Below are 7,370 nucleotides of genomic sequence, written 5' to 3'. Positions count from 1 at the left end.
TGATGGTGCAGAAGATTCTTCGTTACACTCAGAATGACAAGACGGTTTTTATAATTTTTTGTAATGAGTATCTTTTTTATTTTTTACCCCCTTTTGTCATTCTGAACGATAGTGAAGAATCTTCTTCGCCTGCAAAGTGTTGAACCTTAATGGTGCAGAAGATTCTTCGTTACTCAGAATGACAAGACGGTTTTTATAATTTTTTGTAATAAGTATCTCTTTTGTTGTTTACCCCCTTTTGTCATTCTGAACGATAGTGAAGAATCTTCTTCGATTGCAAAGTGTTGAGCTTTGATGGTGCAGAAGATTCTTCGTTACACTCAGAATGACAAGACGGTTTTTATAATTTTTTGTAATAAGTATCTTTTTTATTGTTTACCCCCTTTTATCATTCTGAACGATAGTGAAGAATCTTCTTCGCCTGCAAAGTGTTGAGCTTTGATGATGTAGAAGATTCTTCGTTACACTCAGAATGACAAGACGGTTTTTATAATTTTTTGTAATAAGTATCTTTTTTATTGTTTACTCCCTTTTGTCATTCTGAACGGTAGTGAAGAATCTTCTTCGATTGCAAAGTGTTGAGCTTTGATGGCGCAGAAGATTCTTCGTTACACTCAGAATGGCAAGGTGGTTAGTAAATCGTTCTTATAATTCTTTCAATTTCTCAATCGTCATCTTATCCAAACCGCTAACCACCAAATCAGCCTGACTCAATGTTTCCGGCGAACCGATACCCACGGCTTTCATGCCGCCATTTTTGGCAGCCTGTACACCGGCAATAGCATCTTCAAAAACAACGCACTCGGTAGGGGATACCCCTAATGCTTCGGCTCCTTTTAAAAATACTTCGGGATCTGGTTTTGGTGCGCTCACGTGGTTACCATCAACAATGGTATCAAACAGGTGGGCAATGCCAACCTTGTTTAAAATGGTCATGGAGTTTTTACTTGCCGAACCTAATGCAGTTTTTAAACCTGCTGCGCGGCATGCTTCCAGGAAATCCAATGCACCGGGCAGTATCTCGGCCGGGGTCATCTGGTTAATCATGTCCACATACCAGTCGTTTTTGCGGGTAGCCAGTTCGGTTTGCTCGGCTTCGGTTTTGGTAACACCGCCCCAGCCTAAAATAAGTTGCAGGGAACGTACACGGCTCACGCCTTTTAGTTGCTCGTTCTGTTCTTCGGTAAAATCGAAACCCAGTTCGTTAGCCAGGCGTTTCCAGGCTTTATAGTGGTAAACTGCAGTATCAACAATCACTCCGTCGAGGTCGAATATGCAGGCTTTAATATCAGTCATTGTGGTATTTTATTATTTGGTTGCAGGCAAAAGTTCCAGTATTAAGGTTGATTTGCCGGGAATAGTCAGTTTATCTAAATTTATTGTTTCATCGCTGATTACATTTTTGGCTTTTTTTGCACCATTAATGCGTTCGGCAAAATAATCGGTAGTGGTGCTTGCTTCTTTTTCGTTGCTGTTATAAACCATCATTACAGATTTTTTATCGTCGTATCTAAAGTACACATAAATACCTTTTTGCGGTATAAATTGCATTAATTTACCGGTTTGTAAAGCAGTGGTATTTTTGCGGTAATTAGCCAGTTTACGTACATAGTTAAAAGCATCATTTTCTTTCTCGTTACGCCCTGCAGCGGTAAATTTATTAGCCTTATCGCCTTTCCATCCACCGGCAAAATCTTCACGAACCAGGCCATCGGGGTTCGATTCGCCTTTCATCAAAATCTCATCGCCATAATATAGCTGAGGTACGCCGCGCAGCGTAAGCAGCATGGCCATGCCCGATTTATATTTGGCATAGTCTTCATGTACGGTTGATAAGAAGCGGCTCATGTCATGGTTATCCAAAAAGATGGTATTCTTGGTTGGGTCGGCATATAAAAAATCTTGCGCAAGTACGGCGTATAGTCGGTTAACACCGTCTGTCCAGCTTTCTTTACCATTCAGGGTTTCTATAATGGCATCTTTTACTACGCCATCGGTAACGCCCGGCAAATGGGTATCGAAACCGCGGTTCACCTTGTCGCCCTGTACAAAGAAAGCCTGGTTGGCCACGCTCCACACCAGCGTTTCGCCGAAAATAGAAAGGCGCGGAAATTCTTTAGTTACATCCTGTGCCCATTTAGCCATGTAAGCGGCATCGTTATAAGGGTAAGTATCCAGGCGGAACCCATCTATACCGGCATATTCTACCCACCAGATATGGTTTTGGGTAAGGTAGTTTTGTACATAAGGGTTGGTTTCATCCAGATCTGCCATGCGGTGGTCGAACCAGCCATCAAGCATAATCTTTTTATCCAATGCCGAGCCATGCGGGTCCTCTACGGCCATATCCCTAAAGTTAGAGTTGGTGTATTTTGGCCACTGGTGTACCCAGCTTTTCATCGGCATATCTTTGATCAGGTAAGATTCTGTGCCTATGTGGTTATGCACCAAATCTTTAATAACCTTTAGGCCCATGGCGTGGCACTTCTCTACATATTGCTTATAAAGCTCGTTGGTACCATAGCGCGGGTCTATTTTATAATAATCGGTTACTGCATAGCCGTGATAAGAGGCGTGGGGCTCATCGTTCTCAATTTCGGGGGTCATCCAAACGGCTGTCACACCCAGATCTTTCAAATAATCCAGGTGGTTCATTAAGCCCTGGATATCGCCGCCGTGGCGGGCATACATAGAGTCGCGGTTTACGCCTTGCTCCAGCATGCCTGTTTTGGTATCATTGCCAGGGTCGCCGTTAGAGAAGCGATCTGGCATCAGCAGATAAATAAGGTCTTTATTGGTTACACCTTGTATCCGGTTGGCATCGTGATTGCGTGCCTTAATACTGTAGCTGTAAGTTAAATCCTTTTCGCCCTTTTTAACGAATTTTATCGGGAACGTTCCCGGTACTATACCGGAAAAAAGCTTAAGATCGATGAATAAGTAATTAGAATTTTCGACTTTATGCACTGCCACCAGCTTTACACCAGGGTAAGAAAGCTGCACCTGGCGGCTTGCAATATTGTTACCATGCACTATTAATTGCAGGTTAGGGTTTGCCATGCCAGCCCACCAAAACATGGGTTCTATGCGTTCTAACGCAGGTATTTGAGCACGAAGACCAAATGCCAGCATAACGCAGCACACAGTAAGCAGTAACGATTTTTTCATGAATTTCAATTTTATTCGGGTTGTAATTGGGCGTTACCGACAAAGCCGTTTCCGCATTTCAAATTTATAATAAAATTGATTCTCCGTAAGAAAAAGTAAAAATTGTTTGAATACCTCGTTGCCGGCTGTTTTTTTATGGGAACTGTACGGCTTTCAAATATTATATTTGGGAGTAATCTTCTACGCCTTCGTTACGCTCGGCAAAAACATTGCCCGGCGAGATACGGCCTGCCGCTTTCAACACAGATAATGCATCCGCGGTTACCCACTCATTAAGCCTGGTTTTACTGGTTGCTCCCCAGCTTACATAATCGGCCCCCAGGTGAAGCATGTTTGAGGTTTTATAGTGCGATCTTTCTACCGGCCAGCCGCCTTTTGCCAGCTCTTTGCGCTGTAGCAGATCGAGTGCGCTATTGCAGCGTTCATCATTAATAAAACCAGCCTCGGCCATTACCTTTAAACCACCCAGTATATCGTAATGCCAGTATAGCGGGTAATGCAGTAATGTAAATTCGGGGTGGATAATTTGGCCGGTTTGCTGGCTTTTGTAAAGATGCCTTTTCAGGAAAATATCTGCTGCTCTTTCGGCCGCCACCTTAGCCTCTGTATTGCCTGTTGTTTGGGCATACAATGAGATGCCGCGAAGGGGGAGTAATGTCTCCATAAAGGATGAGTTGTTGGCATTGGGGTTTTTGTCGCAGTTCCAGCCGCCATCGGGCCATTGCCACTTAATAAGGCGCTGAAATAACTCATCTATGCGGGTATCGTTTATCCCTAATTTTAACAACATATAAAGCAGGTTGCCTTGTTGCGAGGCACACCTGCGGTGCCTGCCCTGCATTACCGGGATGCCCATTTGCTGGTAAGCCTTTGACTTGGTTTCGGCAATAAACTCGTTTTGAAACTGATCTGAGAGCCAGAAATCCAATAACTGATCGGCCACGGGGATTAAGGATGGATCATTTGGGGGATAACCAATATCGGCCAGGGATGCCAGGATCCAATGGGCACCCTGCCACTTATCGTAAATATTGCGCTGCGATATAATTTTACCGCTTGCATCCTGCCGTGAGAGCAGCTTTTTTACGCGCATGGAGGCTTTAACCTCTTGTTGAAGTTGTTGAATTGCCGTCGAATTGGGGTCCTCGCCCAATACATTCACACGAACCTTATATTGAATAGAAGGTTCGGGCGACCGCAGCAAATAATTAATAATCATTTGATGGTCAATCAATAGTAAAAAGTCAGTTAGAGTATCGCATAGCCAATTTACATTTTTTTGTTTATATTTTATATAGTGCAAGAAAATATTGTAAAATAAATGATACAAAGCAATGTTTTTGCACTTCGCCAGCCTATAATTGCCAGTCAGATATGTACCGAAAACTTGATTTTTATAAAAGGCTGATCTTATGCCTGTTGTTATGCCTACCAATAGGCTGTACCCAAACAGCGCCCGATCTGCTAAAAGTGGTGAAGATTAAAGACGGTGATACCATTGTTGTGCTGACAAAGGATAACCAGATGATTACCGTGCGATTGGCCGAGGTTGATTGCCCCGAAAAAAGCCAGGCTTTTGGGCAGGCTGCCAGGCAGTTTACTGCCAACCTGTGCTTTGGCAAAGGTGTTAAATTACAAGGCAACGAACACGACCGTTATGGCCGCACCATTGCCCTGGTAATATTAGATAATGGCACCAATGTGAATTACGAACTGGTGAAAAACGGCTATGCCTGGCAATATAGCCAATACTCTAAAAACAACCCGATACTGGCTGGTTATCAACAACAAGCACAAATGCAGAAATTGGGTTTATGGCAGGATGCTAACCCTACACCGCCCTGGGAATTTAGGCGGGATAAGCGGGGGCAGGTACAGCCAAAGGCCCGGCAAAAGTATACGCCGCGCAAGCGAAGGGGGAGGAAACACAAAAGCCGCCCTGATACCATTGGGACGGCTTTTGAATACAGTAAATGATTAAGTTGTAGATTATTGGAGTTTATGAGCATAAATTATTAATATTTAGCATATTACACTATTATGCAATTTGAGATCGATAATCAAACGCTTAAAGACTTGGCTATTTTTCAAAATGGCGCCAATCAATCAATACGCGCTCTTTTTGATTGTGCTCAAACCCTGAAAGGACAAGAGAAATTCAATAATATATTCAATAATCCTTTAACCAATCCTGACGAGATACAGCAACGCATTGATGCGTTTAGTTATTTTCAAAAAACCGATATTGAGTTTGTTATTGATAGAGTAGCGTGCGATTTTGCCGATTTTTACTTAATGCAATATGGAAAGCCACGTGCTTTTCCTAAAATGTTAAACCTGTTAAACCGGGTTACTCATGTATTTTATAAGGAAAGTGAATATTATGTGATTCAACAAGGGGTTAGGAGTATCCTCGAATTGCTGAATAAGCTCAGCGAGTTTACTAATGCTACCAACTCTGGTACACTGCCAAAATTGCTGAAAGACATTCATACAAGTATTACCCAAATTTTGGATGATAAAGATTTTGAAACGGTTAAACAATTAACAGTAAAAGAAAATTTAAGCGCCTTAAATATTACCTATGCCGATTATTTGTTTCGCCACCTAAAGCGGGATAGTATTAAGGCCTTACTGGATATTGTTTATCAATTGGATGTATACACATCTGTAAGTTTACAGGGTAAGCGATTGGGTTTTAGCCTGCCGGTTATTAACAACGGAGGGAAAAAGATACTTTATATTGAAGGCTTATTTCATCCCTTTATCCACAACCCGGTTATTAACGATATTGAGTTTGACAATGCTCGAAACATCTGCTTTGTTACGGGTACTAATATGGCCGGTAAATCAACCTTATTAAAAGCTATCGGGGTTTCTGTCTACTTATCTCAACTAGGGTTCCCTGTTCCGGCTGCTTATATGGAAACGAGTACGTTTAAAGGATTATTTACAACAATCAATCTTTCGGACGATATCCAATTAGGGCACAGCCATTTTTACAGCGAAGTTTTACGGGTTAAACATGTGGCGCAAAAACTGAATGAATCGCAGGATATGCTTGTGATTTTTGACGAACTGTTTAGAGGCACTAATGTAAAAGATGCTTATGATGCTTCATTATTAATTATCTCGGCATTCTCTAAATTAAAAAATACTTTTTTTGTGATCTCGACCCATATTGTAGAGGTGGCGAAAGATCTGGTCCATACACCCAATATCAACTTTAAGTATATGGAGACATCCTTTAATAATGAAACTCCTACTTATAGCTACCAACTTAAAGATGGTATTACAGACGAGCGGCTAGGTTTATGGATTGTTAAAAATGAGGGAATTGTTGAGTTAATTGATAAGGCGATGGGGAATAAATGAGACGCTACTTATTTAATTGCTGTGAGTCTAATGGCGCTTTTAACATCATCTTTATAATACATCCTGAGAAATAAACCGCATTTATCATCGGTTTCACACATTTCTACATCATCAAACTCGTAAGTCCAGTCACCACTTTTAAATGTATAAGTCCACCCACCCATGGTGCCTTGAGCTTCTTCTTTTCCATGATATAAAATTAAATCTGGCTTATCGGAGATTGAATGTCCATGGCTCCATGATACATATCTGAACCCTTTATTGGTTTCGTCAATTCTGATTAAGAGATTTTTAGATTTTGCTACCCAAATATTCTCTTTCCACGAGTTAACGCTTGGATGCATTTTATTTTGGATTTGCTTTGTTAGTTGATCTTTTAATTTTAATTCTTGTTTTGAGCTATAATTAATACTTACAATTTTCCCATCGTCGCCAATCCACATATCACCGTTAAAAATCCCTCCAACTAATCCGTATTGTGCATTGTGATTAAATATTACAGAGTCATTGTAAGATCGTAGTTTCTTCCTAAAGGCATCATCAAATAATATATTGTAATATGCGATGAAAGCCTTGGCATTTGTTATATCCGGCAATGGATTTTGTCTTTTAAGCGGATATGAGATGAGTTTTGATAACTCATCTGCTTTTTTTTCTTCTATCAATTTTACTATGTGCTTATAGCTTTTTCTGACTTTAACAGGTACATCAGCAAGGCAATTAGAAATAACAAAAAGCAATAAGATAATATAAGCTATTCTTTTCACGGTAGGGAGGTATATAAGCAACTAAGATAGCTGTTTTTGAATATTGTAAAATACAAAAGC

6 protein-coding genes are annotated in these 7,370 nt (G+C 40.9%); 2 read left to right on the top strand and 4 right to left on the bottom strand.

Annotated elements, in window-relative coordinates; all coding sequences use genetic code 11:
* Positions 1 to 645: 645 nt before the first annotated feature.
* The 3 genes from pgmB to RG47T_RS15040 all read right to left on the bottom strand — a co-directional run bounded on the left by pgmB (position 646) and on the right by RG47T_RS15040 (position 4,387).
* The gene (gene pgmB / locus RG47T_RS15050) at positions 646 to 1,296 is read right to left on the bottom strand and encodes a beta-phosphoglucomutase (RefSeq protein ID WP_074490237.1); all 651 of its coding nucleotides are present in this window, start codon (positions 1,294 to 1,296) and stop codon (positions 646 to 648) included.
* A 12-nt stretch (positions 1,297 to 1,308) separates the two neighbouring features.
* Positions 1,309 to 3,168, bottom strand: a complete 1,860-nt coding sequence (locus RG47T_RS15045) for a glycoside hydrolase family 13 protein (RefSeq protein ID WP_074490236.1) — start codon at positions 3,166 to 3,168, stop codon at positions 1,309 to 1,311.
* A 160-nt stretch (positions 3,169 to 3,328) separates the two neighbouring features.
* Positions 3,329 to 4,387 carry a hypothetical protein gene (locus RG47T_RS15040; protein WP_074490235.1) on the bottom strand — a complete coding sequence of 353 codons (1,059 nt, stop codon included), beginning with the start codon at positions 4,385 to 4,387 and terminating at the stop codon, positions 3,329 to 3,331.
* 155 nt (positions 4,388 to 4,542) lie between these two features.
* On the opposite strand from RG47T_RS15040, the gene RG47T_RS15035 reads away from it, so the two are divergent.
* Complete coding sequence (locus tag RG47T_RS15035; RefSeq protein ID WP_074490234.1) at positions 4,543 to 5,145, top strand: thermonuclease family protein; 603 nt, start codon at positions 4,543 to 4,545, stop codon at positions 5,143 to 5,145.
* A 63-nt stretch (positions 5,146 to 5,208) separates the two neighbouring features.
* Positions 5,209 to 6,543, top strand: coding sequence for a MutS-related protein (locus RG47T_RS15030; protein ID WP_074490233.1), 1,335 nt, complete (start codon positions 5,209 to 5,211; stop codon positions 6,541 to 6,543).
* Between the two features lie 8 nt (positions 6,544 to 6,551).
* Here the strand turns inward: RG47T_RS15030 and RG47T_RS15025 are convergent, their stop codons facing one another.
* Positions 6,552 to 7,310, bottom strand: a complete 759-nt coding sequence (locus RG47T_RS15025) for a hypothetical protein (protein ID WP_139235687.1) — start codon at positions 7,308 to 7,310, stop codon at positions 6,552 to 6,554.
* Between the last annotated feature and the right edge of the window lie 60 nt (positions 7,311 to 7,370).

The organism is Mucilaginibacter polytrichastri (assembly GCF_001911425.1).
GTDB classification, from domain to species: Bacteria; Bacteroidota; Bacteroidia; order Sphingobacteriales; family Sphingobacteriaceae; genus Mucilaginibacter; species Mucilaginibacter polytrichastri.
The sequence above is the reverse complement of the archived record's forward strand: the minus strand, read 5'-3'. Positions and strand labels throughout refer to the sequence as shown.